Source organism: Ferrovibrio terrae (assembly GCF_943371255.1).
GTDB lineage: Bacteria > Pseudomonadota > Alphaproteobacteria > Ferrovibrionales > Ferrovibrionaceae > Ferrovibrio > Ferrovibrio terrae_B.
The window spans coordinates 1-22,025 of record NZ_CALRUC010000069.1; the positions used below are offsets into that span (position 1 = coordinate 1).

Below are 22,025 nucleotides of genomic sequence, written 5' to 3' on the forward strand. Positions count from 1 at the left end.
CGGCCGGGTGAAGACATCGAAGGTGGCGCCCTGCTCGATGATCTGGCCGCGTTCCATCACGGCGACGCGGTCGGCGATATCCTTCACCACCGCCATCTCATGGGTGATCAGCACCACCGTGAGATTGAGGCGGTCGCGGATATCCTTGATCAGCGAGAGAATCTGTTCGGTGGTTTCCGGATCGAGCGCCGAGGTCGCCTCGTCGCAGAGCAGCACTTTCGGGTCGGTGGCCAGCGCACGCGCAATGCCGACACGCTGTTTCTGGCCGCCCGAGAGCTGCGCCGGGTAACGGTCGGCCTTGTCGGCCAGGCCGACCAGATCGAGCAGCGGCGTCACCTTGGCGCGGATGCCGGCCCGGCTTTCGCCGCGCAGTTCCAGCGGCAGCGCCACATTGTCGAACACGTTGCGCGCCGACAGCAGGTTGAAATGCTGGAAGATCATGCCGGTGTCGCGCCGCGCGGCGCGCAGCTCGGCGGCCGAGAGCGCCGTGAGGTCGCGGCCGGCGACCAGCACTTTGCCCTCGGTCGGGCGTTCCAGCAGGTTGATGACGCGGATCAGCGTGGATTTGCCGGCGCCCGAGCGGCCGATCACGCCGAAGATCTCGCCCTGCTGCACGGTGAGCGACACCTGGCGCAGCGCCTCGACCGAACCGGAATCGGCATCGAAACGCTTGGTGATGGTTTGTAATTCGATCATGGCACTCAACGGTCAAACGGCAGGAAGCTGAGCGACAGCAAATCTCCAGCCCCATGCCAGTCGGGCGGCAGCGCCAGCGGATCGGTCAGCGATGAAGCCTGATCGGCCCAGGCCACCGCCTCATTGTCGTTGCTGACCGGCTGGCGGCTGGTATCGGCAAATTTCTCCGGCGCCAGGAAGGCCCCGAAGGCAGCCTGCAGGCGGCTGCCGAGCGCGAGGCGACGCCCGCGATCGTGATGCGTCACATGGGTGGGAACATCCAGCTGGATATCGGTCATGGTCTTACCTCCAGGCGCGGGGATGGGTGTTGTCATTCGCCGCCAGGGCGCGCGCGGCCCGTTCCGCATCGGCGGTGCGGCGGAACAGCTGCTGCTCGATGGCGGAAAATTGCGGCGTGGAGGCGAAGAAGCGGAACCCGCCGCGTTCGCGGATCACCAGGCCGGCGGCCTCGCCGGCCGCCTCGATCAGATAGGCTTCACTCATGGGATAGCTCCGTTGGCCGGTGCAGAACCGGCAGTCATGTCGCGGGGAAAAATGAAGGCAGGCGGGCTGCGTTCAGCGACAACAACAGAAGCGGGGGGTGCGGATGGTCATGGGTCGTCTCCGAGTTCAGATCGGGCCCACGCGTGTCTCCACGTCGTGGCGCTTTAGCGTTGGTGCGCGGCGCAAGCTGCCCTTCAAATCCCGCGATCCGGCCTGAACCGGATGATCTCTATATTCCACACCGGAATCCGCGCGTCAAGTCTATTTCACAGTATGCTTTGCAATTCAGGAATATCTCACACGCATTTACAGCATAGCTCTGCGCAAGCTATTGATCTGACTTGAGTGATGGAAAAAGGGCGCTGCTGGCTCAGTCGGGGTCGGCCCGCCAATGCCCCATAATGACGGACCGACCACAAACCTCGTCACGACCAGCAGAGTGACGAGGCCGACTTAAGAACCGCACCGGAGCGCGATGTCGATGAGTATATGCGAATGATTTGCAGTTACAAGTCCTATCTGCCGGCCCGCATGATTTTTTCATTCTTTGCTCCGCATGCTGTCAGCAGGTCGGGGTGACGAGGGACTGAGCGCAGCGTGGCAGGACAGATCGAAGCAACAGTCGAGACCGTGCAACGGCCGCGCCTGCGCCGCCTGCTGGAATACTGGCAGGCCCGGCGTGGCGACCGCGCCATTCCCGGCCGGCAGGATATCGATCCGCTCGATCTGTCCTGGCTGCTCGGCAATATCTCGCTCGTCGATGTGGTGCACGGAGCGGACGGGCCGCGCTATCGCTTCCGCCTGGTCGGCACGCGCGCGGTGCAGCGCTTTGGCTACGATCCGACCGGACGCTGGCTCGACGACCTGCCGGAGCCGAGCTATCGCCAGCATATCTTCAAGGCCTATGCCGAAGTGCTGCAGCGCTGCCTGCCGCTGGTCGAACGGCTCGACATGCTGATCGACGAGCGCACGCATGATTATGAAATCCTGCGCCTGCCGCTCAGCAGCGACGGCGCGACCATCGACATGATCCTGCTGGCCGCCGACTTCTTCAATCCGGATATCTAGGCAGCCTCAGGGATGCAGCTTCAGGCCTTTCACGGCCTTGTCGACCGCCTTGCGCTCGCCATGGAAGGCAAGCCCCGCCCAGCTCTGTGCCGCCACATCGCCCGCGACAAACACCGCACGGTTGGCCGCATCATGCCCGGTGGTGAACATCGCCTCCACATAGGGCGCGATGATCACGTCCTGCGCGCAGGCGCGTTCATGGGCTTTCTGTAACTCATGAAGCGTGGCGGCAAACACCAGGATCGGCTGGCCGCATAGCGCGGTGTAGCGACGGCCGGCGGCGTCGATATAGGGCTCGCCGATACAGGCCGGCATGGATGCCGCGATGCCGCTGGACAGGAAAGCGGTGACATTGAGCTTCTGCCATGGCGCCAGATCCTCGCGCACGACAATGGCGATCTTGGTGGTGAACACAGACGGTCCTCTTGCGTTGCCAAACGCAGCGCAGACTGCCCGTCAGGCCGTGGCGGCGTCTGGAAGATTTGTGCAGAGCCGGCGATAGGCCGCCGGCGTCATGCCGAAGGCGCGGCGGAACCAGCGGCCCAGATGGCTCTGGTCGGCAAAACCGGTGGCAGCCGCCACATCGGCTGGTGCATCGCCGCAGGCCAGCAGGGTGCGGGCGTGGTTGAGCCGCCGCTGCACCAGATAAGCATGCGGCGACAGGCCATAGGCGGCCGAGAAGGCGCGGGTCAGGCGGAAGCGGTCGGTGCCGGCAGCGGTTGCCAGGTCATCGAGGCCGAGATCGCGGTCGAACCCCGCATCCATCGCCTCGCGGGCCAATTTTGCTGCGCGGGGCGCCTGATGCTGACGTTCCGCGCTGCCGGCAAAGCGCTGCGCCAGCCGGGCGACAACCGCATCCAGCGCCGCCTCGCGCGCCATGCGGCTGTCGGGTGTGGCGATCTGCTGCCGCACCCTGCGCACGGTCTGCGCCAGCGCGGCATCGTCATCCAGCGTGCGCGGGAAATGGAAGATCGTGTCGGCGGGTGCGCGGCCGGCATACAGCGCTGCCGCATCGCGCAGCCAGCGCGGATCGAAATACAGCATCGTGTAGATGAAGCCGTCCGGCTCGCGCGCCTCGCCGTCATGGGTGTCGCCGGGCTCGAAGAAGATCAGCCGGCCCGGGGTGCTGCGATGGACGGCGCGCCGGCAGCGAAACTGCTGCACACCCTGCTCGGTCACGCCGACCAGCACCTGGTCGTGGAAATGCGGGTCATAGGCATGGGCATGGAAACAGGCGCGCACGGCCTCGGTGCCGCTCCGCGGGTCGCGGGCAAACTCCAGCCAGTCATTGGTCAGCTTATGCGACATGCCTTCCTCAATACGGCCCCTCACCCTCCCGCTTCGCGGGTCCCTCCCTCTCCCGCTTGCGGGAGAGGGTTGGGGTGAGGGTCTTTCTGTCCTTACTTGATGACGCCGCAGGCGATGCGCGGGCCGCCACCGCCCAGCGGCGCCGGCGTATCGTCGTAATTGTCGCCGCCGGCATGGATCATCAGTGCCTTGCCGCGCAGGTCGCTCACCTTCAGATGCGGCGCGATCACCGGCAGGGTGGCCGTGCCGTCGCCATTGACCACCAGCGGCGGCAGGTCGCCCTTGTGGCCGGCCTTGCCATGCGGGCCATGATGCTTGCCGGTCTTCATCGGATCGTAATGGCCGCCGGCGGCCATGCCGGGCGCCGGGGCATTGTTGGCGCCGGGACCGGGGCCGCAATCGGGCTTTTCATGCACATGGAAGCCATGCGGGCCCGGCGGGTTGAGGCCGGTGAGCCTGGGCGTCAGTACCAGGCCATGCTTGCTGTCTTTCGCCATCACGGTGCCGATCTTGGCGCCGGGCCCAGTGGCGCTGATCGCCATGATGTCGATGCTCTTCTCGGCGGCGAAAGCCGTTGCGGTGGTAACGGCGAGGAAGGACGACAGGGCTGTGGTCAACAGAATGCGCTGCATCTCGGTTCTCCTTATGGCGGACGTTTCCCGATACCAACTATACCGCCAAAGCGGCGGAACCATGGCGCAAAACGCAAACGGGCGGGGGTTGCCCCCGCCCGCCGCGATCGGTCCGTGTAAGCCGGATCTTACGTATTCATCGAATCGAAGAAATCGGCGTTGCTCTTGCTGTGCTTGATCTTGTCGAGCAGGAATTCCATCGCGTCCTGGCCGCCCATCGGCATGAGGATGCGGCGCAGCACCCACATCTTGGCCAGCACGCCCTTGTCGACCAGCAGCTCTTCCTTGCGGGTACCCGACTTGGTGATGTCGATGGCCGGGAAGGTGCGCTTGTCCGACAGCTTGCGGTCGAGGATGATTTCCGAGTTGCCGGTGCCCTTGAACTCTTCGAAGATCACTTCGTCCATGCGCGAGCCGGTTTCGATCAGCGCGGTGGCGATGATGGTGAGCGAGCCACCCTCTTCGATATTGCGGGCGGCACCGAAGAAACGCTTCGGGCGCTGCAGTGCGTTGGCGTCCACACCGCCGGTCAGCACCTTGCCCGAGGACGGCACCACGGTGTTGTAGGCGCGCGCCAGGCGGGTGATCGAATCCAGCAGGATGACGACGTCGCGCTTGTGCTCGACCAGGCGCTTGGCCTTTTCCAGCACCATCTCGGTGACCTGCACATGGCGGCTTGCCGGCTCGTCGAAGGTGGAGGAGATCACCTCGCCCTTCACCGTGCGCTGCATGTCGGTGACTTCTTCAGGGCGTTCGTCGATCAGCAGGACGATCAGATAGACTTCCGGGTGATTGTGGCTGATGGCATGCGCGATATTCTGCAGCAGCATCGTCTTGCCGGTGCGCGGCGGGGCGACGATCAGGGCGCGCTGGCCCTTGCCCTGCGGCGAGATCAGGTCGATGACGCGGGCCGAGACATCGCGCTTGGGGCCGCCGGAAATGATCTTCTCGACCTTGGCGCTGCCACTGCGGCTCTTGAGCGTCGAGCCCTTGACGGCAGGTGCGGCCGCGGCCGGGGCCTCTTCCTCCACCGCCGGCAGTTCCATCTTCAGCCGCTCGGTCGGATACAGCGGCGTCAGGTTGTCGAAATGGACCTTGTGGCGGCTCTGCTCGGGGTCTTCGTAGTTGATCGTGTTGACCTTGAGCAGGGCAAAATAGCGCTCGCCATCCTTGGGCGCGCGGATGGTGCCCTCGATGGTGTCGCCGGTGCGCAGGCCGAAGCGGCGGATCTGGTTGGGACTGACATAGATGTCATCGGGGCCCGGCAGGTAGTTGGCCTGGGCGGAGCGCAGGAAGCCGAAGCCATCCTGCAGCACTTCCAGCACGCCCTCGCCGGTGATCTCGACTTCCTTGTCGGCCAGCTGCTTGAGGATCGCGAACATCATGTCCTGCTTGCGCAGGGTGGATGCGTTCTCGATCTGCAGCTCTTCGGCGAAGGCGAGCAGGTCGGTTGGGGATTTGGTTTTCAGTTCCTGGAGATTCATCGACGGACTCGCGGACTCAGGCTAGAGCGGATGTGTTTGGGAGATTTGGGCGCTGGCTCCAGAGCGGAGCAGCAGCCAGTGAAGGGGGATGTTGAGAACCGCCCGCGCAAATTCCGCATCATGAACTGGTATTCAAAATCGTGCGGAAGGGGTGCCAGAACGGCGCCAGCCCGAAAGAAGATGGGCCGGTTGCCTAAGCGAAATAGCAATGCGCGCCGGGTAAGTCAAGGGCGGGCGGCAGTGTGATCTGCCGCCCGCCCTGTAACAAATTAGCGATCCGCTGGCAGTCAGCCGGCGATATTGAGCGCTAGGAACACCGCGCCGACCGCCGCCACGCCAGCACCGGCAAAGCGGTTGAACTGCGGCAGGCTGTTGATGACGGTGATCTTGCGCCAGGCCAGCACAACCGCCGCGGCAATCAGATACTGCGTCGCAGCCAGCCCGGCGAGATAGGCCACCAGCGGGGTGGCTTCGGCACCGAAGATCGACTCTGCCAGCGCATGGCCATGCAGCAGGCCGGCGACCGCAAGGATCGCGGCGAACAGGCCATCATTGATGGCGCGCGGGCTGAGCAGCAGGGCACCGAGCAGGATGACCGAGCCGGCGATCAGATATTCGCCGCCGGGGATGGTGATGCTGCCCAGATGCAGCAGCGAACCGGCAAACGAACCGATCACGAAGGCAAGCGGCAGGAGCAGGCCGCGGGCGCGCGGTGCCGCCAGCAGGCCGGCTGCAAGGATGAAGATGAAATGATCGAAGCCGAGAATCGGATGGCCGAAACCCGACAGCAGACCCTCGCTCAGCGTCGCCGGCGTGGTGCCGCCCATCGGATGATGCGCCAGGGCCGGCGCGGCAAAGACCAGGGTGGCAAGGCTGACAGCGGCAGTAACAGAACGGAACATGATGCACCTCCCGTGCAAACATTTCGACGATGACGCACCGGCCGTTGCATCATCCCCCGATGCAGGGCGGTCCGCCGGAACAGCGATGGCAGGTCTCCGGGCTTGCGGGTCGCTGTCGCTGCACCGCCTTCCCGGACCGCCCATCATCATGATGGGCAACCCAGTGGCACTCTGGCACAGGACTCACCGCTTACCGTAGCGGGGGCTGCCGCGGCCTGAGGACGTCACCCTGACGAGGGTTAAGTCCCGCACCGCGTTCCCTTTTCACCGCTGCATCGATCATTTTGGCGAATCGCCGCAGCGGACCATCGCCGGCGACCTTAAGTGCCTGGGGGGATGGCGTCAAATAGACCCCCCGCGCCCCATCCTGCGGCAAACCGCGCCCTTGCCCAAAGCGGCACGCAGCGGTAAGCCTGTGCGCCATGCGCAGCCTTGCCGCCATAGCCCGCCTTCCCCGCCCCGTTCCAAGACACGGTCTTGCGCGGCTGGCGGCGCTGGCGGCGCTTTGCGCCCTGCTGTTCCATGGCCTGCTGCCTCTGACCCATCAGCTTGCCCGACAGATTCAGGCTGCCCAGGGCATCGAGCAGGTCGTGCTCTGCTCCGCGCTCGGGTTCCGCACCGTGGCCCTGAAAGACGGGGCCCCGGTCGATACCGATCCGGCCAAAAGCGAAAAAAGCAGCCGCATCTGTCCGGTCTGCTTCGCCACTGCCGGCCTGAACCATGCCATCCTGCCCATGGGCATCGTGCTGGCACTGCCCAGCCTGGCCATTACGGTGCTGTATGGCGCCGCGCCGTCCAGCACGGCGGCATCGGCCACCGCTCTGCCGCCCCAGGCGCGCGCACCCCCGGTTTTCGTTTCCTGAACTAAGCCACCGCTTCGTCTGTTTTCAGGATTCCGGGAGTTTTCCCAATGTCGATCACCAAATTTGCGGGCGCCGCGGCGCTCGCCACCCTGCTTTCATCCCCTGTCCACGCCCATATCGTTGCCGATCCGGCCGTGGCGCAGCCCGGCAGCTATTTCCGCACGGTACTGCGTGTCGGCCATGGCTGCGGCGCCGGCAAGCCGACCACGGCGATCCGCGTGACCATCCCCGAAGGCGTCGCCAATGCCAGCGCCCAGCCCAAGCCGGGCTGGGAGATCATGGTGGAGACCACCAAACTGGCCCAACCGGTCGATGCCGGCCATGGCCGCAAGACCGATACGGTGGTCAGCGCGATCAGCTGGCGCGGCGGCAGCCTGCCGAACGAGCAGTTCGATGAATTCGGCCTGGTGCTGAAGCTGCCCGATGCGCCGGGCCAGCAGTTCTGGCTGCCGGTGGTGCAGACCTGCGCCGGCGGCGAAACCCGCTGGGACCAGATTCCGGCGGCCGGCCAGAGGGCCGAGCGGCCGGCGGCACTGATCCGCATTGCCGGCGATGCCATGCCAATGGCGAAGGCCGGCGACATCCAGGTGCTGCAGCCATTTGCCCGCGCCACGCCGGCGAAAGTGGGTGGCGTGTTCCTGACCCTGAAGAATGCCGGCGGCACGGCCGACAAGCTGCTGAAGGCAGCCTCGCCGGTGGCCGAGACGGTCGAGCTGCATACGCATATCAAGGATGGCGATGCCATGCGCATGCGCGCCGTGGAAAACATCCCGGTGCCGGCCCATGGCCAGACCGCGCTGGAGCCCGGTGGCTATCACGTGATGCTGATCGGCCTGAAGCAGGCGCTGAAGGAAGGCACCAGCTTTCCGCTCACGCTGACCTTCGAGAAGGCCGGCACGGTGACGCTCAACGTGCCAGTGCAGAAAGCCGGATCGTCGGGCATGCCGGCCGCCGGCGGTCACGAGCACAAGCACTAAGCCAGATCCATCCTTTTCGGGTTCGACGCCACGATTCTGCGCGGCTGCGGCCGCCGCATGTCTGCGCGTCGCTTCCCGATCTTGTCAGCGAGAAAATCCATGAACCGCAATCCAGCCACCTATTTCGTCACCCGCAGCGCCGCCGAGCGGTTGCTGCCCCGCATGGCCCTCGCCCTGCTGGGCGCCACCGCCGCGATCGCGCTGCTGGCCCCCGATGCCCGCAGCCAGACCATGACCCAACCAATCACCGTCACCGCAAAGCCGGAAGACGAGGCGATCACCGTACCCACGGCCGAGGAGGCCAAACGACGCATTGAGAAAACCGCCGGCGGCGTCGATATCGTCACCAGCGCGGAAATCCGCGATGGCCATGCCAACACCGTGCGCGATGTCCTGGATTACGTGCCCGGCGTATTCGCGCAGTCGAAATACGGCCAGGAGGATTCACGGCTTTCCATCCGCGGCTCCGGCCTGTCGCGCAACAACCATCTGCGCGGTACCCGCATCCTGCGGGACGGCATTCCGATCACCGATGCCGATGGCGGCGGCGACACCATGGAGATCGATCCGCTCGCCGTGGACTATACCGAGATCTACAAGGGCGCCAATGCGATGCAGTATGGCGCCTCGCTGCTGGGCGGCGCCGTGAACTTCGTCAGCCCGACCGGCCGCAGCCAGCCGGGCTATATGGTGCGGCAGGAATTCGGCAGCTTCGAGTCGATGCGCAGCCAGTTCGGCGTCGGCATGGCGCTGGGCCAGTATGATTACTACGTGACCCCGACCTACAGCCATTCCGAGGGCTTCCGCGACCACTCTGATCAGGATTACAAGCGGCTGAACGGCAATCTCGGCTATCGCTTTGGCGATGGCGCTGAAACCCGGTTCTTCCTGTCGGCCGCCGATATCAACCAGAAGATTCCCAGCAGCCTGACACGCGCCCAGGCGCTGGCCAATCCGAAGCAGGCCGCGTCCGCCAACTTCCAGGGCAACACCAAGCGCAATATCGACAGCCTGCGTGGCGCCAACAAGACCAGCTTCCTGACCGACAGCGGCGAGGTGACGGTCGGTGCCTTCGCCGCCCGCAAGGATCTGTTCCATCCGCTGTTCGGCGGCTTCAACCGGGTGATCGACAATTATGAACTGAACGGCGGCGGTTTCGCGCGCTGGACCGACGAACAGCAGATCGCCGGCCATCGCAACGAAACCACGCTGGGCATCAATTACTTTGGCGGCCGCATGGAAGCCAAGCAGTTCAACAATGTCGGCGGATCACGGGGTGCCCTGCTGTCGGATTCCGACCAGATTTCGCGCACCACCGAAATCTACGGCGAGAATGCCTTCTATGTCGTGCCGACCGTGGCGTTGATCGCCGGTCTGCAGGGCACCTTTGCCTATCGCGAATACAAGGACGAGTTCCGCGGCGACGGCAACCAGTCGTTCAAACGCAACTACGACAGCATCAACCCCAAGATCGGCGCGCGCTGGGATTACGCACCGCAGCAGCAGCTGTTCACCAACTTCAGCTGGTCGAACGAGCCGCCGCCGTTTTCCGAACTCGGCACCACGGGCGTGCAGAATAACCTGAGGGCGCAGGAATCGAAGACACTGGAAATCGGCACCCGCGGCAAGGCCGGTGATTTCGCCTGGGATGCGGCCCTCTATCGCGCCTGGCTGCAGAACGAATTGCAGTTCCAGACCGTCGGCAATACCACCAGCGTTTTCAATGCCGATGAAACCATTCACCAGGGCATCGAGCTGGGCAGCGAATGGATCGCGCTGCGCGACGTGGTTTCAAAAGACGACAAGACATCGATCCGGGTCGCCTATACCTATAGCGATTTCCATTTCGATGGCGACCGCGTCTATCGCAACAACGACGTTCCCGGCGCACCCCGGCATTTCCTGCGCAGCGAGCTGCGTTACAGCCATGCCAGCGGCTGGTATGGCGGCCCGAATGTGGAATGGGTGCCGCAGGGCTACTTCGTCGACAACAACAACACCGCCGCGCTGAAGACCGAGCCCTATGCCCTGCTCGGCGCCAAGGCCGGCTACGACTTCGGCAACGGCCTGAAGCTGTTCGTCGACGGCCGCAACCTGCTGGACAAGACCTACATCTCCAATGTCGGGGTCGCGGCCACCGCGACCGCCACTTCAACTCTTTATAACCCGGGCGATGGCCGGGCCGTGTATGTCGGCGCCGAGTACCGTTGGTAACGCTCGACGATAGACTGCCGACAGCCCCGGGGCGGGACATACCGCTCCGGGGCCTGCTGCCGGCCATTGCCGTTCATGCGGCGGTGGCCTTCGGCCTGATCGGCGCGATCGCGCCGGTGCTGCGCGATCCGGATCCGATCGTCTTTGAAATTCTCCTCGACCTGCCCGGCCCGACAGCCAGTGCACCGCCGACCCCGGCCGCCGCCGCGCCGCCAGAGCCTGAGCCGGAACCCGAAGCTGAGCCTGAGCCGCAGCTGGTGATGCCTGCGCCGCCGCCGCCCAGGATCGAGCCCAAACCCCGCCCGCCGGTTCGCCCTCGCACTGTTCCTGCCGCCAGTCCCGCGATCACGACACCCGGGGAAACGGTTGCCGACACTCCGGCCCCGGCCGTGGCCGCTGCACCGGCTGCGGCGGCGCCGGCGGCAACATTGCCAGCCGCGCCTGTGCAGACACCGGCCTATGCACCGATCCTGCTCGACTGGCTGGCGCGTCACCGCGACTATCCGCGCGCGGCCCGCCTGCGCCGCCAGGAGGGCGCGCCGCATATCGCGCTGACGCTGGACCGGTCCGGCCGATTGCTCGATCTCCGGCTCGTCCAGCCCAGCGGCCACAGCGCGCTCGACGATGCCGCGCTCGGCATGGCACAGCGGGCAGCCCCCTTCCCGCCGCCGCAACTGCCGCAGGGCAGCGACAGGGTCACCTTCATCGTCCCGATCCGCTTCAACCTCGAACGTCCGGCGCAATAGGGCTGGACCGGCGCCGGACGAGGCAGAATACTGGCGCAATGAAACTGCTGCGCCATCACTCCGATCTTGGCTGCTGGGAAATGGCATTGGCGCCGCCGGCGCCGTCCCTGCGCGGCCTGGTCGACACTTACAGTGGCTACGACGAGCGCAACACCCGCTTCACCCGCCGGCATGAGCTGCCCGGTATCCAGGCCGTGCTGATCGTCAATCTGGGTGCGCCGATCACCATCATCGACACCGACGGTCATGTCGTTGCGGTCGCCAGTGGCGCCGGTTTCGCCGCCGGCCTGAGCGATGCCTATGCCATCTCGGACTCGACCGGCAGCCAGCGCGGCTTCCAGGTGATGTTCACGCCGCAGGGCGCGCGGCGTTTTTTCGGTCTGCCCATGCGCGCGCTGACCAACCGGGCCTTCGATCTGGCCGATCTGCTTGGGCAGGCCGCGGCGCGACAGCTGATTGAAGGCTTGCAGACGGTCAACAGCTGGGAAGCCGGATTTCGCCTGCTCGATGCCATGCTGCTGCGGCGCATGACGGTCGCACCCGACTTTGATCTGGCAGCCGCCCGCGAGACATCCTGGGCGCTGCGGCAGCTGCAGCAGAGCCATGGCCGGATGACGGTGGCGTCACTGGCCGCCGAACTCGGCTGCAGCCGCAAGCTGCTGGCCACGCGCTTCCATGAGCATGTCGGCCTGACACCAAAATCGGTGGCGCGCATCCTGCGCTTCCGCCATGCGCTCGACCTGATCGACGCTGTCCCGGCCAATTGGAGCGCGATTGCCCAGGATGCCGGCTATTTCGACCAGGCGCATTTCGCCAACGATTTCCGCCGGCTGACCGGCCGCACGCCGGGCGATTACCTGGCCGACCGCCTGCCCGATCAATATGGCCTGCCGGTCGACTGACCCGGCGACATCAGGTTACATTTTTCCAATACGGTGCGCCGGGGGCTGCCTATCCTCGCCGCATCAGTATTGGAGACACCCATGACACCCAGCATCTATCCCTTCCTGCAGTATCGCGACGCGCCGGCCGCACTCGCCTGGCTGGAACAAGCCTTCGGGTTCAAAACCGTGATGTCGCATGCGGACGGCAAGGGCGGCATTGCCCATGCAGAACTGCAGCTCGGCCAGGGCATGGTGATGCTGGGCAGCCGGCAGCCGGATGGGCCCTTCGCCCTGTCGACGCCGCAGGAAGCCGGCTGCACCACGCAGGGCGTTTATATTGTGGTGAAGGACATCGACGCCCTGTTCGCACGCGCCAAGGCCGCCGGCGCCCGCATCGTCATGGAGATTCGCGATACCGATTACGGCTCGCGCGATTTCTCCGCCCGCGACCCTGAAGGTCATCTGTGGAGCTTTGGCACCTACGCGCCGGCATTCACCGCGGATTAAACATTTTTCATCCGGCCGATTTTCAGCTGTCAGGCCAAGACTTCGCCACAGTTCCCGGGCTAGGGTCGCGCCATTCAGTCTCGCCCTCCGCCCGGGAATACCCTCATGCCGCGATCCGCCAGCCCCAGCTTTGCCCGTGCCTTCTGGACACTGGCCAAACCCTATTTCACCGACCGCAAGGAACGCCGCAGCGCCTGGGGCCTGCTGACTGTCATCGTGATCCTGAATCTCGGCAGCGTGGGCCTCAGCGTCTGGTTCAACCAGTGGTACAATGACTTCTACAATTCCCTGCAGGAGAAGGACTTCGAGGCCTTCAAGACCCTGCTGCTGCATTTCACCGGCGTCGCCTTTGCCTTCATCATCGTCGCCGTCTACAAGCAGTATCTGCGGTCGATGCTGGAAATCCGCTGGCGCCGCTGGCTCACCGAGCACTGGCTGAACGACTGGCTGGGCGGCAAGCGCTACTACCATATGCAGATGCTGGGGCTGGGCACCGACAACCCCGACCAGCGCATCGCCGAAGACCTGCGCCTCTTTCCCTACTATTCACTGACGCTGACGCTCGGCCTGCTCAATGCCGTGGTCACGCTGGCCTCCTTCCTCGGCATCCTGTGGAGCCTGTCGGGCGATTTCGCCATCACGATCGGCGGCACCGACTATGCGATTCCCGGCTACATGGTCTGGGTTGCCATCGTCTATGCCGTCGCCGGTACCTGGCTGACCCATCTGATCGGCCGGCCGCTGGTTAAGCTGAATTTCGACAAGCAGCATATGGAAGCCGACTTCCGCTTCCACCTGGTGCGCGTGCGCGAACATGCCGAGGGCATCGCCTTCCAGCATGGCGAGGCAGTTGAACGCGCCGGCCTGGGTGCGCGCTTCGCTGCCGTTTTCGGCAATTTCTACGACATCATGCGCAAGCAGAAGCAGGTGACATGGTTCACCATCGGCTATGGTCAACTGGCTCTGATCTTTCCCTTCGTGGTCGGCGCGCCGCGCTATTTCAGCGGCGCCATCCAGCTGGGCGGCCTGATGCAGATCAGCTCCGCCTTCGGCCAGGTGCAGGAGGCGCTCAGCTTCATCATCAACTCCTATCCGGAGATCGCCGAATGGCGTTCGGTCATCGACCGCCTCACCACCTTCCGCACCGGCCTGGACAAGGCGCGCCGGATTTCGACGCAGTCGCAGATCACGGTGGCGCAGACCGGCGATACCCTTAGCATCGATGCCCTGACGCTCGACCTGCCCGATGGCCGGCCGCTGATGCGGGCCGATGGCCTGCAGCTGTCTGCCGGCGACAGCCTGCTGGTGCAGGGCCGTTCGGGCAAGGGCAAGACGACATTGCTGCGCGCCATTGCCGGCCTGTGGCCGTTCGGTACCGGAAATGTGCAGCGCCCGGCCGACGCGGTCAGCCTGTTCCTGCCGCAGAAGCCCTATCTGCCGCATGGCACATTGCGCGCAGCCCTCGCCTATCCGCGCGACCCGGCGCAGTTCTCCGATGCCGATTACCGTGCCGCGCTGGTCGCGCTCGATCTGTCCAAGCTGGAAAACCGGCTGGATGAAGAGGCGGTGTGGGAGCAGCAGCTATCGGGCGGCGAGCAGCAGCGCGTGCAGCTGGCCCGTGCCCTGCTGCTGAAACCGCAATGGCTGTATCTGGATGAGGCGACCTCGGCGCTGGATGACGCCACCGAGGAAAAGGCGCTGGATGCCCTGCGCGCTTCACTGCCGCAGACGGCGGTGTTCAGCATCGGGCACAAGCCGGCTCTGGTGGCGTTCCACCGCCAGCGCCAGATGCTGGATGGCGCCGCGGCAGGCGAGCCGTCGCGGCTGGTGGCAGCCGGTTAGCGGCGGCCACCCCAGGGACTGATGCGGCGGCGACCGCCCGAGCTGGGCACCGAACCGCTGCCGGACGGGGCCGGACGCACCGGCATCGGCGACGACGCGGCATAGGCCGGCTGCTGATAAGACCGGCCGCCAGACATGCCACCCGCCAGCTGCATCAGCGCGGCGACGCGGTTCTCGGTGCTGGGATGCGTCGAGAACAGGCTGTCCATGGCGCCGCCATGCAGCGGGTTGATGATGAACATATGCGCGGTGGCCGGATTGCCCTCGGCCTGCGCATTGGGCACCTGTTCGACCGAGCCGCTGATGCGCTGCAGCGCCGAGGCCAGCGCCTGCGGATTGCCGCTGATTTCCGCGCCCGCCTTGTCGGCGTCATATTCGCGGCTGCGGCTGATCGCCATCTGCACCAGCATGGCGGCAATCGGCGCCAGGATCATCACCGCGATGCTGCCGATGATCCCTAAGCCGCTGCGGTTGCCCTCGGCATCACGGCTGCCGCCGCCGAAGAACATGGCGAAATTCGCCAGCATGCCGATGGCACCCGCCAGCGTCGCCGTCACCGTCATGATCAGCGTGTCGCGGTTTTTCACATGCGCCAGCTCATGCGCCATCACGCCGGCGATTTCCTCGCGGCTGAGCCGATGCAGCAGGCCGGTGGTGGCCGCCACGGCGGCATTCTCCGGGTTGCGGCCGGTGGCAAAGGCATTGGGCTGGTCGTTGTCGATGACATAGACCTTGGGCATCGGCAGCCCGGCGCGCTGCGCCAGATGCTGGACCAGGCGATAGAATTCCGGCGCGGTCTGTGCATCGACCTCGCGCGCGCCATACATCGACAGCACCATCTTGTCGCTGTTCCAGTAGGCGAACAGGTTCATGGCGGCGGCGACCGCGAGCGCGATCAGCATGCCGGCCTCGCCGCCGATCAGGAAGCCAACCGCGCCGAACAGCGCCGTCATGGCGGCCAGAAGCAAACCCGTCTTGAAGTAATTCATGGTCTCCCAACCTCTTTCCGTGGCGGACCCACTCGCCTGCCAAAGCTTTCCGGCCGGCCCGCACCGCTATATGTAAGAAGCCCGTACCCCGCCGCAAGATGGTGCCGCCATGGCCGACGATCCCAACCAGCCGACAAACGCCGTCCCATCCCTGGATGGCAACGCCACCGATACCCGCCCCATCGATCCCAAGACCGGCAAGCCGCTGGCGCCGGCCCAGCCGGCGATCAAGCTGACCCAGGCGCCCGGCGAGGAAGACGGCCCCAAGGGCCCGGAACCCACCCGCTACGGCGACTGGGAACGCAAGGGCATCGTGTCCGACTTCTGAGGCTGATTTTAGAACCGATTGCGCCGGAATTGCGGCGGGCTCAGGGGCATTTAGCCTGCACCTTCTCGTCGCGCACGAGAACTTCATAGTCAGAATACCCGGCTGGCAGGGTAACTTTCACCCCCGGATTGGCCGCGATATTCTTGCGATAGTATTCCAGACTCCGATCATATGTTGAACATGCTTTATCGCGTTCGTCCGCGAAAACATATGAACGAGCGCCGTTGAACAGCACGCTTGTGACGGAGTCAAATTGGTCAATCTTCATGAATAGATTGGCGGACCGCTCGAAATATGCCGCGGAGCTGTGGAATCGATCTTTATAGGCCGAGCCATCAAAGAAACCGGCGCGAGCATAGACATGGGACCAGTTGACGACCGCCCGCGAGACGAAAAAGAATCCATAGAGCTGATAGGCAGTGCCCATCCCCTCGTAATCCCCACGCTCCAGGTAAATGTCATAGGCTTCCTGGATCAGGCGCTCGGCCGGCAGGGGGCGGTCGAACTCGTACATCAGCTGGTAGGCCTGCCCGAGCTTGGTCTTGGGATCGAAGGACAGCGGCACCAGAGCCGCGGAACAGGCCGACAGGCTGACCACCAGCAGGACACAGACCACAAGACTACGGAATCTCATCACACCCCCGACGGCATGATTGCCGCGTCCGGGGCATCCTTCCAGATCACCCGGGAAAATCCAACTGTTCGGCCCTTTTCCGGGTGCGGAAAGCACCGGCAGGGCGGCCCCGGCGGCTTGCGCGGTCCCTGCCCATGCCTATACTCCGGCCCGATTTTCCTCGGCTTTCCCAAGCAGTGTTAAGGAGTGCGCCCGATGAGCGGCAGCAAGCATGGCAGCGTCAAGAAGGTGGTCCTTGCCTATTCCGGCGGTCTGGATACCTCGGTGATCCTGAAATGGCTGCAGGAAACCTATGGCTGTGAAGTCGTGACCTTCACCGCCGATCTGGGCCAGGGCGAGGAGCTGGAGCCGGCGCGCAAGAAGGCCGAGATGTTCGGCGTGAAGCAGATCTTCATCGAGGATGTGCGCGAGGAATTCGTGCGCGACTTCGTCTTCCCGATGTTCCGCGCCAATGCGATGTATGAGGGCCTCTACCTGCTCGGCACCTCGATCGCCCGGCCGCTGATCGCCAAGCGCCAGATCGAGATCGCCCGCGAGGTCGGCGCCGACGCGGTCTGCCATGGCGCCACCGGCAAGGGCAACGACCAAGTGCGTTTCGAACTGGGCTATTACGCGCTCAATCCCTCGATCAAGGTGATCGCGCCCTGGCGCGAATGGGAACTGACCTCGCGCACCACGCTGATCGACTTTGCCGAGAAGCACCAGATTCCGATCGCCAAGGACAAGCGCGGCGAAGCGCCCTTCTCGGTCGATGCCAACCTGCTGCATATCTCGGCCGAAGGCAAAGTGCTGGAAGATCCCTGGGTGGAAGCGCCCGACTATGTCTATTCGCGCACCGTCGACCCCGAGAAGGCGCCGGACCAGCCGGAGTATATCGAGGTCGAGTTCAAGACCGGCGACGCGATCGCCGTGAACGGCCAGGCGCTGTCGCCGGCCGCATTGCTGACCAAGCTGAACGAGCTCGGCGGCAAGCATGGCATCGGCCGCCTCGATCTGCTGGAAAATCGTTTCGTCGGCATGAAGAGCCGCGGCATCTACGAAACGCCGGGCGGCACCATCCTGCATATGGCCCATCGCGGCATCGAGCAGGTGACGCTGGATCGCGGCGCCGCGCATCTGAAGGACGAGATCATGCCGCGCTATGCCGAGTTGATCTACAACGGCTTCTGGTTCTCGCCCGAGCGCGAGATGCTGCAGGCTCTGATCGACAAGAGCCAGCAGAATGTCGAGGGCACCGTGCGGCTCAAGCTGTACAAGGGCTCGGTCAGCGTGGTTGGTCGCAAGTCGCCCAAGTCGCTCTACTCGCTGGCCCATGTCACCTTCGAGGCCGACTCGGTCTACGACCAGAAGGATGCAGCCGGCTTCATCAAGCTGAATGCGCTGCGGCTCCGTCTGCTCAATCGGCAGAAGAACTGACGGCCCAGCTTCGCTTGTGGCGGAATTACCGGAAAGGCGGGCTTTTCAGCCCGCCTTTTTCGTGGCCAGTCGTGATCTTGTCACGAAGGCCACAGTCTGGTCGCAACCCAACACATCGGATTTCCAATACTTTTGCATGGCACGACCCTGAAGAGGGCCGCAGTGCCGGACCTCAATCGCCGGCCTGCTCCCGTAGAAGACAGGAGACTTGCCATGATGAGTTCGACGCGTGTTACCCCCGTCACCGCCTATCGCCGCACCACCCGGGCAACCGAACGCTATATGGAAGAGCGTCTGTGGCAGCGCGCCCTGCGCCGCCTGGAAGGTCCGGCAAAGCCGGTGAAGCACAAAAGCCGCACCGTCTCGTCCTTCGCCGCTGTCTTGCGCGCCGTGCAGGGCAAGCTCGGCCGCTATGTCGATATCTACGTCTGATCCATCTGGGTCTGATCCCGCCTAAACCGCCGGCAGGCGCGCCAGCTTGTCGGGGTTGCGCATGATGAAGACGTTGCGCACCACGCCTCCCGCAATATCCAGCGCGAGCGCCATGTAAGGCACATCGCCATCGAACAGCAGCCAGCCGGGCTGGCCGTTGATGCGCGCATTGACGCGCCGCAGCGCCGGCGGCAGCTTGCGCCGGATGCCGATGAAGAACCGCGCCACCTTGTCCGGCCCGTGAATGATGTTGAGCGCCGCCGCCGCCTTGCCGCCGCCATCCGACCACAGCATCGCATCCTCGGCCAGCAACCCGGCAAACTGCGCCGCATCGCCCGCTTTCGTGGCGCTGGAGAATTTCTCGGCCAGCGCGCGCGCCGCCGCCTCGTCGGCGGTAAAGCGCGGGCGCGCATCCTTCAGATGCTTCTGCGCCCGGCTCACCAGCTGGCGGCAGGCAGCTTCGGTTTTCTTCAGCGCCACGGCGATCTGCGGATAGTCGTAATCGAAGGCCTCGCGCAGCAGATAGGCGGCGCGCTCGGCCGGCGTCAGCCGCTCCATCACCATGAGCATCGCCATCGACAGGTCGTCGGCCATCTCATGGGCGGCTTCGGCACCCGCCACACTGACCTCCAGTTCGACCAGCGGTTCGGGCAGCCAGATGCCGGGGTAATGCTCGCGCTCGGCCTTGGCGGCGCGCAGGCGGTCGATGCACAGCCGCGTGCAGGCCGTCACCAGCCAGGCTTCCGGGTTGAGGATCTCCGCACGATCGGCGCGATGCCAGCGCAGGTAGGTATCCTGCACGGCATCCTCGGCATCGCCCACACTGCCCAGCATGCGATAAGCCAGGCCGAACAGCCGGCGGCGATGCGCCTCGAAGCGCGCGCTCGCATCATCCTGTACCGGCTTGTCCTGCGCCATGGGGCATCCTTCCGCTCAGATACCCCTTAGACGGACCGGCGGTGCCGGCTGTGACAGCCGGCACCGCGTGACCTCTCAGGCCCTGATCCCGGGCAGCCTGCCGCAGAATGACAGGGCTCGCCAGTTTCGGATGGCCAGCCTGCGCCGCCCGGCCCGAGCCAGCGCAATATAAATATTGTTTCATTTCAATATGTTGAGAAAATACCCGCCGCCCATTACCCTGCCGGCTGTTGCGCCTGATAAGCTGATGCAGGCGCAGGATTCACCGGCCGCTTCCGTTTGACCTAAAAAGCGGCCCATAAACCCAGATCATGAAACGCACATCCCTTATCCTGTCTTCCGCTGTCGTCGTCGCCCTGCTGGCCGGTGGCGCCTGGTGGTTCTGGTCGGCCCGCGCCGATACCAAGCCGGCCTTCCGCACCCAGACCGTGGCGCTGGGCAGCGTGGAAGACACCGTCTCCGCCGTCGGCACCCTGCAGCCGCTGAACTATGTCGATGTCGGCACCCAGGTATCGGGCCAGCTCAAGGTGATCGCGGTCGATTTCGGCCAGCGCGTCGAACAGGGCCAGCTGCTGGCACTGATCGACCCCACCATCTACGAAGCCCGCGTTGCCGCCGACCAGGCCAACCTGATGGCCTTGCGCGCGCAGAAATCCGACAAGCAGGTGCAGCTCGGCCTCGCCGAGCGCCAGTTCGAGCGGCAGAAAAACCTGCTCGCCGGCCGCGCCACCAGCCAGGATGCCTATGACAGCGCCGAGGCCAGCCGCAAATCGCTGATCGCGCAGATCGCCGTGCTGGACGCCCAGATCCAGCAGGGTGAATCGACCCTGCGGTCCGACCAGGCCAGCCTGAGCTATACCAAGATCTATGCGCCGATGACCGGCACCGTGGTGGATATCACGGCGCGCCAGGGCCAGACGCTGAATGCCAACCAGCAGGCGCCGATCATCCTGCGCATCGCCGATCTCGATACCATGACGGTGAAGACCCAGGTGTCGGAAGCCGATGTGCCGAAACTGACACTGGGCATGAATGCCTATTTCACCACGCTGGGGCAACCCGACAAGCGCCGCGAAGGCAAGCTGCGCCAGATCCTGCCGACGCCGGAAGTGGTCAACAATGTGGTGCTGTATTCGGCGCTGTTCGATGTCGCCAATCCCGACAGGGATCTGCTGACCCAGATGAGCGCGCAGGTGTTCTTCGTGGTGTCGAAGGCCGAGAATCTGCCGGTGGTGCCGATGGCGGCGCTGCGCGCCGTCCCTCAAGGCAAGAATCGTTACGGCCTGCGCGTGATCGAGAATGGCACACCGGTGCGCCGCACTGTCGAAGTCGCCGCCAGCAACCGCGTCAATGCCGCGATCAGCAAAGGCCTGGATGTCGGCGATGAAGTGGTGATCGATATTACCGCGGTCAGGCCGCCGGGCGCCACCGCCCAGCAGCGGTCAGGCCCGCCGCCGCGATTGTAAGCCCATGAACGTGATGCTTCCGGGCAGCGAGACGACGGCGCCAAAATCGACGGGCGCCAATCCGGTACCAATCATTGCGCTGCGCGACATCCGCAAGACCTTCTACCGCGGCACGCTGGCCGTGGAGGTGCTGCATGGCATCTCGCTGGATATCCATGCCGGCGAATTCGTCGCCATCATGGGCGCATCGGGCTCGGGCAAATCGACGCTGATGAACCTGATCGGCCTGCTCGACCGGCCGACGCAGGGCAGCTACCGCTTTGACGGCGATGAAGTCTCGGCGCTGGATGCCGATGGCCGGGCGCTGCTGCGGCGCGAAGCCTTCGGCTTCATCTTCCAGCAATACAACCTGCTGCCGTCTGAATCCGCCACCGCCAATGTGGAAATGCCGGCGATCTATGCCGGCCTGCCGCGTGGCCGGCGCCGCCAGCGCGCCGAAGCCCTGCTGGGCCAGCTGGGCCTGGCCGACCGCCTCGATCACCGCCCCACCCAGCTGTCGGGCGGCCAGCAGCAGCGTGTCTCGATTGCGCGTGCCCTGATGAATGGCGGCGCCGTGATCCTGGCCGACGAGCCGACCGGCGCGCTGGACAGCACAAGCGGCGCCGAGGTGATGCGCCTGCTGCACAACCTGAATGCCCAGGGCCATACGATCCTTCTCATCACGCACGATCACGAAGTCGCCGCCCAGGCCAACCGCATCATCGAACTGAAGGACGGCAATATCATCGCCGACCAGCCGGTGGCGCATCCCGGGCTGCAGGCCGCGCCGCCACAGGCCGAGCCGATGCGCCCGGCGCGCGGCCGCAGCACCGGTTTCGCCCTGTTCGATGCCCTGGAAGCCGGCCGCATGGCGCTGCAGGCCCTGCGCAGCAACCTGCTGCGCACCCTGCTCACCCTGCTCGGCATCATCATCGGTGTGGCATCCGTGGTCGCCATGCTGGCGATCGGCGACGGCGCCAAGCAGTCGGTGCTCGACCGCATCACCGCCATGGGTACCAACCTGCTGCTGATCCGCCCCGGGGCGCCGAATATCCGGCAATCCGGCGGCGTGACGGCGACGCTGACGGCAGACGACGCCGATGCCATTGCCGCCGAGGTGCACAACATCCTCGCCTCGGTGCCGGAATATACCGGCAATGTCACCGTGCGCACCGGCAGCCGCGACTATGTCACCCAGGTCAATGCCACCACCGCGCCCTTCCCGGTGGCGCGCGAATGGCCGGTGGCCGAAGGCAT

24 protein-coding genes and 1 riboswitch are annotated in these 22,025 nt (G+C 65.0%); of the genes, 13 read left to right on the forward strand and 11 right to left on the reverse strand.

The features are described 5' to 3' along the window. From AAG799_RS14615 to AAG799_RS14625, 3 genes are all read right to left on the reverse strand, one after another. Positions 1–696 (reverse strand): ATP-binding cassette domain-containing protein (locus AAG799_RS14615; RefSeq protein WP_341897147.1); only part of this gene is annotated, 696 nt, incomplete at its 3' end. Between the two features lie 5 nt (positions 697–701). Further along, the gene (locus tag AAG799_RS14620) at positions 702–974 is read right to left on the reverse strand and encodes a hypothetical protein (RefSeq protein WP_341897149.1); all 273 of its coding nucleotides are present in this window, start codon (positions 972–974) and stop codon (positions 702–704) included. 4 nt (positions 975–978) lie between these two features. Continuing rightward, positions 979–1,179, reverse strand: coding sequence for a hypothetical protein (locus AAG799_RS14625; RefSeq protein ID WP_341897150.1), 201 nt, complete (start codon positions 1,177–1,179; stop codon positions 979–981). A gap of 597 nt (positions 1,180–1,776) precedes the next feature. Here AAG799_RS14625 and AAG799_RS14630 point away from each other — a divergent pair. Then, a complete protein-coding gene (locus AAG799_RS14630; RefSeq protein WP_341897152.1) occupies positions 1,777–2,247 on the forward strand; it encodes a PAS domain-containing protein in 471 nt (156 codons plus the stop codon). Positions 2,248–2,253: 6 nt separating this feature from the next. On the opposite strand, the gene AAG799_RS14635 is transcribed toward AAG799_RS14630, so the two are convergent. The 5 genes from AAG799_RS14635 to AAG799_RS14655 all read right to left on the reverse strand — a co-directional run bounded on the left by AAG799_RS14635 (position 2,254) and on the right by AAG799_RS14655 (position 6,573). Further along, positions 2,254–2,661, reverse strand: a complete 408-nt coding sequence (locus AAG799_RS14635; RefSeq protein WP_341897154.1) for a DUF2000 family protein — start codon at positions 2,659–2,661, stop codon at positions 2,254–2,256. 42 nt (positions 2,662–2,703) lie between these two features. Further along, positions 2,704–3,555, reverse strand: a complete 852-nt coding sequence (locus tag AAG799_RS14640; protein WP_341897155.1) for an AraC family transcriptional regulator — start codon at positions 3,553–3,555, stop codon at positions 2,704–2,706. 92 nt (positions 3,556–3,647) lie between these two features. Further along, positions 3,648–4,187, reverse strand: coding sequence for a superoxide dismutase [Cu-Zn] SodC (gene sodC / locus AAG799_RS14645; protein ID WP_341897157.1), 540 nt, complete (start codon positions 4,185–4,187; stop codon positions 3,648–3,650). A 128-nt stretch (positions 4,188–4,315) separates the two neighbouring features. Then, positions 4,316–5,671, reverse strand: coding sequence for a transcription termination factor Rho (rho, locus tag AAG799_RS14650; RefSeq protein WP_341897160.1), 1,356 nt, complete (start codon positions 5,669–5,671; stop codon positions 4,316–4,318). A gap of 287 nt (positions 5,672–5,958) precedes the next feature. Then, complete coding sequence (locus AAG799_RS14655) at positions 5,959–6,573, reverse strand: HupE/UreJ family protein (protein WP_341897162.1); 615 nt, start codon at positions 6,571–6,573, stop codon at positions 5,959–5,961. Between the two features lie 69 nt (positions 6,574–6,642). Continuing rightward, positions 6,643–6,898: riboswitch (cobalamin riboswitch) on the reverse strand. 97 nt (positions 6,899–6,995) lie between these two features. On the opposite strand from AAG799_RS14655, the gene AAG799_RS14660 reads away from it, so the two are divergent. The 7 genes from AAG799_RS14660 to AAG799_RS14690 all read left to right on the forward strand — a co-directional run bounded on the left by AAG799_RS14660 (position 6,996) and on the right by AAG799_RS14690 (position 14,606). Then, positions 6,996–7,436, forward strand: a complete 441-nt coding sequence (locus AAG799_RS14660) for a DUF2946 family protein (protein ID WP_341897164.1) — start codon at positions 6,996–6,998, stop codon at positions 7,434–7,436. A 47-nt stretch (positions 7,437–7,483) separates the two neighbouring features. Next, positions 7,484–8,413: a DUF1775 domain-containing protein gene (locus tag AAG799_RS14665; protein WP_341897166.1), complete on the forward strand. Its 930-nt coding sequence runs from the start codon at positions 7,484–7,486 to the stop codon at positions 8,411–8,413. Positions 8,414–8,512: 99 nt separating this feature from the next. Then, positions 8,513–10,627, forward strand: coding sequence for a TonB-dependent receptor (locus AAG799_RS14670; RefSeq protein WP_341897168.1), 2,115 nt, complete (start codon positions 8,513–8,515; stop codon positions 10,625–10,627). Further along, positions 10,621–11,373 (forward strand): energy transducer TonB, encoded by a 753-nt coding sequence (locus tag AAG799_RS14675; protein WP_341897170.1) that lies wholly within the window; start codon positions 10,621–10,623, stop codon positions 11,371–11,373. Before AAG799_RS14670 ends, AAG799_RS14675 begins: the two co-directional genes overlap by 7 nt. A gap of 38 nt (positions 11,374–11,411) precedes the next feature. Continuing rightward, entirely contained in the window at positions 11,412–12,275 is an 864-nt protein-coding gene (locus AAG799_RS14680; RefSeq protein WP_341897172.1) for a helix-turn-helix transcriptional regulator, read from the forward strand. Between the two features lie 81 nt (positions 12,276–12,356). Then, positions 12,357–12,764, forward strand: coding sequence for a VOC family protein (locus tag AAG799_RS14685; RefSeq protein ID WP_341897174.1), 408 nt, complete (start codon positions 12,357–12,359; stop codon positions 12,762–12,764). A gap of 105 nt (positions 12,765–12,869) precedes the next feature. Further along, on the forward strand, positions 12,870–14,606 hold the full coding sequence (locus tag AAG799_RS14690) for an ABC transporter ATP-binding protein/permease (RefSeq protein WP_341897176.1): 1,737 nt from the start codon (positions 12,870–12,872) through the stop codon (positions 14,604–14,606). Here AAG799_RS14690 and htpX read toward each other — a convergent pair. Continuing rightward, a complete protein-coding gene (gene htpX, locus AAG799_RS14695; RefSeq protein ID WP_341897178.1) occupies positions 14,603–15,595 on the reverse strand; it encodes a zinc metalloprotease HtpX in 993 nt (330 codons plus the stop codon). The two genes, AAG799_RS14690 and htpX, sit on opposite strands and share 4 nt — an antisense overlap. Before the next feature lie 109 nt (positions 15,596–15,704). Here htpX and AAG799_RS14700 point away from each other — a divergent pair, with 109 nt between their 5' ends. Beyond that, on the forward strand, positions 15,705–15,923 hold the full coding sequence (locus tag AAG799_RS14700) for a succinate dehydrogenase assembly factor 4 (RefSeq protein ID WP_341897180.1): 219 nt from the start codon (positions 15,705–15,707) through the stop codon (positions 15,921–15,923). A 40-nt stretch (positions 15,924–15,963) separates the two neighbouring features. Here AAG799_RS14700 and AAG799_RS14705 read toward each other — a convergent pair whose 3' ends face one another. After that, positions 15,964–16,557 (reverse strand): hypothetical protein, encoded by a 594-nt coding sequence (locus AAG799_RS14705; RefSeq protein ID WP_341897182.1) that lies wholly within the window; start codon positions 16,555–16,557, stop codon positions 15,964–15,966. 195 nt (positions 16,558–16,752) lie between these two features. Between AAG799_RS14705 and AAG799_RS14710 the strand changes: the two genes are divergently transcribed. Further along, on the forward strand, positions 16,753–17,973 hold the full coding sequence (locus tag AAG799_RS14710; protein ID WP_341897184.1) for an argininosuccinate synthase: 1,221 nt from the start codon (positions 16,753–16,755) through the stop codon (positions 17,971–17,973). 213 nt (positions 17,974–18,186) lie between these two features. After that, entirely contained in the window at positions 18,187–18,405 is a 219-nt protein-coding gene (locus tag AAG799_RS14715; protein WP_341897186.1) for a hypothetical protein, read from the forward strand. A 21-nt stretch (positions 18,406–18,426) separates the two neighbouring features. Here the strand turns inward: AAG799_RS14715 and AAG799_RS14720 are convergent, their stop codons facing one another. Further along, a complete protein-coding gene (locus AAG799_RS14720; RefSeq protein WP_341897188.1) occupies positions 18,427–19,323 on the reverse strand; it encodes an RNA polymerase sigma-70 factor in 897 nt (298 codons plus the stop codon). 311 nt (positions 19,324–19,634) lie between these two features. On the opposite strand from AAG799_RS14720, the gene AAG799_RS14725 reads away from it, so the two are divergent. Further along, on the forward strand, positions 19,635–20,789 hold the full coding sequence (locus tag AAG799_RS14725) for an efflux RND transporter periplasmic adaptor subunit (protein ID WP_341897190.1): 1,155 nt from the start codon (positions 19,635–19,637) through the stop codon (positions 20,787–20,789). Between the two features lie 4 nt (positions 20,790–20,793). Next, on the forward strand, positions 20,794–22,025 hold a 1,232-nt coding region (locus AAG799_RS14730; protein ID WP_341897192.1), incomplete at its 3' end, for an ATP-binding cassette domain-containing protein.

Excerpts from the sequence above, each read along its gene's own strand:
- AAG799_RS14625 (WP_341897150.1), bottom strand. The coding sequence starts at position 1,179 with ATGAGTGAAGCCTATCTGATCGAGGCGGCCGGCGAGGCCGCCGGCCTG.
- sodC (WP_341897157.1), bottom strand. The coding sequence starts at position 4,187 with ATGCAGCGCATTCTGTTGACCACAGCCCTGTCGTCCTTCCTCGCCGTT.
- AAG799_RS14725 (WP_341897190.1), top strand. The coding sequence starts at position 19,635 with ATGAAACGCACATCCCTTATCCTGTCTTCCGCTGTCGTCGTCGCCCTG.
- AAG799_RS14710 (WP_341897184.1), top strand. The coding sequence starts at position 16,753 with ATGAGCGGCAGCAAGCATGGCAGCGTCAAGAAGGTGGTCCTTGCCTAT.
- AAG799_RS14685 (WP_341897174.1), top strand. The coding sequence starts at position 12,357 with ATGACACCCAGCATCTATCCCTTCCTGCAGTATCGCGACGCGCCGGCC.
- AAG799_RS14620 (WP_341897149.1), bottom strand. The coding sequence starts at position 974 with ATGACCGATATCCAGCTGGATGTTCCCACCCATGTGACGCATCACGAT.
- rho (WP_341897160.1), bottom strand. The coding sequence starts at position 5,671 with ATGAATCTCCAGGAACTGAAAACCAAATCCCCAACCGACCTGCTCGCC.
- AAG799_RS14705 (WP_341897182.1), bottom strand. The coding sequence starts at position 16,557 with ATGAGATTCCGTAGTCTTGTGGTCTGTGTCCTGCTGGTGGTCAGCCTG.
- htpX (WP_341897178.1), bottom strand. The coding sequence starts at position 15,595 with ATGAATTACTTCAAGACGGGTTTGCTTCTGGCCGCCATGACGGCGCTG.
- AAG799_RS14700 (WP_341897180.1), top strand. The coding sequence starts at position 15,705 with ATGGCCGACGATCCCAACCAGCCGACAAACGCCGTCCCATCCCTGGAT.
- AAG799_RS14715 (WP_341897186.1), top strand. The coding sequence starts at position 18,187 with ATGATGAGTTCGACGCGTGTTACCCCCGTCACCGCCTATCGCCGCACC.
- AAG799_RS14720 (WP_341897188.1), bottom strand. The coding sequence starts at position 19,323 with ATGGCGCAGGACAAGCCGGTACAGGATGATGCGAGCGCGCGCTTCGAG.
- AAG799_RS14655 (WP_341897162.1), bottom strand. The coding sequence starts at position 6,573 with ATGTTCCGTTCTGTTACTGCCGCTGTCAGCCTTGCCACCCTGGTCTTT.
- AAG799_RS14660 (WP_341897164.1), top strand. The coding sequence starts at position 6,996 with ATGCGCAGCCTTGCCGCCATAGCCCGCCTTCCCCGCCCCGTTCCAAGA.
- AAG799_RS14670 (WP_341897168.1), top strand. The coding sequence starts at position 8,513 with ATGAACCGCAATCCAGCCACCTATTTCGTCACCCGCAGCGCCGCCGAG.
- AAG799_RS14680 (WP_341897172.1), top strand. The coding sequence starts at position 11,412 with ATGAAACTGCTGCGCCATCACTCCGATCTTGGCTGCTGGGAAATGGCA.
- AAG799_RS14665 (WP_341897166.1), top strand. The coding sequence starts at position 7,484 with ATGTCGATCACCAAATTTGCGGGCGCCGCGGCGCTCGCCACCCTGCTT.
- AAG799_RS14640 (WP_341897155.1), bottom strand. The coding sequence starts at position 3,555 with ATGTCGCATAAGCTGACCAATGACTGGCTGGAGTTTGCCCGCGACCCG.
- AAG799_RS14690 (WP_341897176.1), top strand. The coding sequence starts at position 12,870 with ATGCCGCGATCCGCCAGCCCCAGCTTTGCCCGTGCCTTCTGGACACTG.